This window comes from Micromonospora sp. M61 (genome assembly GCF_018070245.1).
Taxonomy (GTDB): Bacteria; Actinomycetota; Actinomycetes; order Mycobacteriales; family Micromonosporaceae; genus Micromonospora; species Micromonospora zamorensis.
This window is the reverse complement of the sequence record NZ_JAGPYA010000132.1, coordinates 1-2,365: the sequence shown is the minus strand read 5'-3', so window position 1 is coordinate 2,365 and position 2,365 is coordinate 1. Positions and strand designations below refer to the sequence as shown.

Annotated in this window: 3 protein-coding genes; 2 read left to right on the top strand and 1 reads right to left on the bottom strand. The window is 70.1% G+C overall.

Annotated elements, in window-relative coordinates:
- Positions 1–100 precede the first annotated feature (100 nt).
- Complete coding sequence (locus KBX34_RS32835) at positions 101–1,114, top strand: TrkA family potassium uptake protein (RefSeq protein WP_088951350.1); 1,014 nt, start codon at positions 101–103, stop codon at positions 1,112–1,114.
- 17 nt (positions 1,115–1,131) lie between these two features.
- Here KBX34_RS32835 and KBX34_RS32830 read toward each other — a convergent pair whose 3' ends face one another.
- Complete coding sequence (locus KBX34_RS32830) at positions 1,132–1,611, bottom strand: MarR family winged helix-turn-helix transcriptional regulator (RefSeq protein ID WP_185755183.1); 480 nt, start codon at positions 1,609–1,611, stop codon at positions 1,132–1,134.
- 82 nt (positions 1,612–1,693) lie between these two features.
- Here KBX34_RS32830 and KBX34_RS32825 point away from each other — a divergent pair, with 82 nt between their 5' ends.
- Positions 1,694–2,338, top strand: coding sequence for an FMN-dependent NADH-azoreductase (locus KBX34_RS32825; protein ID WP_210928954.1), 645 nt, complete (start codon positions 1,694–1,696; stop codon positions 2,336–2,338).
- Positions 2,339–2,365 lie beyond the last annotated feature (27 nt).

Here is a 2,365-nt window from a genome sequence, read left to right as displayed (position 1 = left end):
CGGGCCGTCCAGGTTGTCCGCGAGCGACCCGGACGTGCGAAGCGGGACGTAACCGCTATGTTGTGGGCGTGCAGGCGACGGTGGCGGGGCAGGTTCGACGGTGATCCATTTCCCCGCGCAACGCCGGGGCCCTCTGAGCGCGCTGAGCCTACGGCTCGCCGCCGCACTGGGCCTGGTCTTCGCCGTGGTCGCCGCCGTCTATATCGGCCGGGACGGCTACCGCGACGTCAACGAGGACGGCCTAACCCTGCTCGACTGCTTCTACTACGCGGTCGTGTCACTCTCGACCACCGGCTACGGCGACATCACACCGGCCGCGCCGTCGGCTCGGCTGGTCAACGTCCTCTTCATCACCCCCGCCCGGGTGATCTTCCTTATCATCCTGGTCGGCACCACCCTGGAAGTTCTGACCGAGCAGTACCGCACCGGCCGTCGCCTGTCGCGGTGGAGGAGAAGCGTGAAGGACCACGTCATCATCTGCGGCTACGGCACCAAGGGGCGCAGCGCGGTCTCCGCCCTGATGGAGAACGGTCTGGACCGGTCGCGGATCGTGGTGGTGGAGCGCAGCGCCGCCGCCCTGCGGCAGGCCACCTCCGCCGGGCTGGTGGCGATCGAGGGCTCGGCGACCCGGTCGTCGGTGCTGAACGAGGCGCACGTCAAGAACGCGAAGGCCGTGATCATCGCGACCGACAGCGACGACGCCTCGGTGCTGGTCGCGCTGACGGTGCGGCAGCTCACCGCCGGGCAGGTCCGGATCATCGCGGCGGCGCGTGAGGCGGAGAACGCCCCGCTGCTCAAGCAGAGCGGCGCGCACCACGTGATCGTCTCCTCGGCCACCGCGGGCCGGCTGCTCGGTCTGTCCACCTCGGCCCCGCCGTTGATCGACGTGGTGGAGGATCTGCTCACTCCCGGTCAGGGCATGGCGTTGGCGATGCGCTCGGCCGAGCGGAGCGAGGTGGGTCGCTCGCCGCGTGAGTTGGAGTCACTGGTGATCGCCCTGGTGCGGCGGGGCAAGGTGGTCAGCCTGGCAGACCGGGCTGGTGCCGTGATCGAGACCGGCGACATGCTGGTGCACGTACGCGACGACAGGCCGCAGTCGGCGACGACCGCCTGACCCTGCGGCCGCCGCCGTCAGCAGTTGTCGACGTCGGCGCGGAGCGCTTCGGTGCAGATGACCGGTGTCGCGGAGACGGCCCGCCGGAGCAGTTCGTAGAGCGTCTCCCGTTCGGCGGGTCCCAGTGCGGTCAGCACCTCGTCCTCGGCGCCAGCCAGGGCGCATTCGGCCTCTTTGAGGTGTTTCGCACCGTCTTCGGTCAACTCGACGACGTGTCGTCGGCGGTCCTCCGGTGAGCGTCGCCGCTCGACCAGGTGCTTCGCTTCCAGGTCGTTGAGCAGCCCGACGATGTTCGTGCTGTCCATTTCCAGGGTGCTGGCGAGCGCCTGCTGACTGCTGCCGCCGCCGTCCCGCAACACGGTGAGCGCGACCAGGTGCCGTGGTCGCAGGCCCAGTGGCGCCAGCACCGACTCCGACCGCAGTCGCATCCGCCGGGCCAGGTGGTCCAGGAGCGCGCCCGAACGGTGCTCCGAGGGATCTGGGGCCAGGGCGGACATGTGACCCAGTCTACCGAGTGATTGGAACATCTGCCTGCTATAAATAGTTGGCGCTACACAGACGATCCCTGGAGGGGGAACCATGCATCTTCTGCATATTGACTCGAGCATCCGCGGTGAGTGGTCGATCAGCCGGCGGCTCACCGCCCGCGCGGTCGCCGCATGGCGTGCGGCCCACCCGGACGGCACGGTGGACTACCGGGACCTCGGCGCCAAGCCGCTGCCGCACCTGGACGCGGACGGCGGGCTGGCTCGGATGACGCCGCCGGACCAGCACACCCCGGCCCAGCGCGAGTCCTGGGAGCTCAGCGAGCGGCTGGTCGACGAGGTGAAGCGGGCCGACGTGGTGCTGCTCGGCCTGCCGCTCTACAACTACGGCGCGCCCAGCAGCGTCAAGTCCTGGGTCGACCACCTGATCGTCGCCGGCCTCACCTACGACCCGACGACGCAGGAGGGCCTGCTCGGTGGACGCGAGTTCGTGGTGCTGGCCAGCCGGGGTGGCGGCTACGGCGAGGGCACCCCGCGCCACGGCTGGGACCACGCGGAGCAGTGGCTCCCGCACGGCCTGTCGATGACCGGCCTGGAGCCGCGCTTCATTCATGCCGAGCTGACCCTCGCGCCCTCGGTGCCGGCGATGGCCGAGCTGATCCCGCTGCACGAGGCGAGCCTCGCGGCGGCCGAGAAGGAGATCGACAACCTCTGGGTGCCGGCCTCCGCCCAGCGCTGAACAACCTGCGCCGAGCATGACGAACGG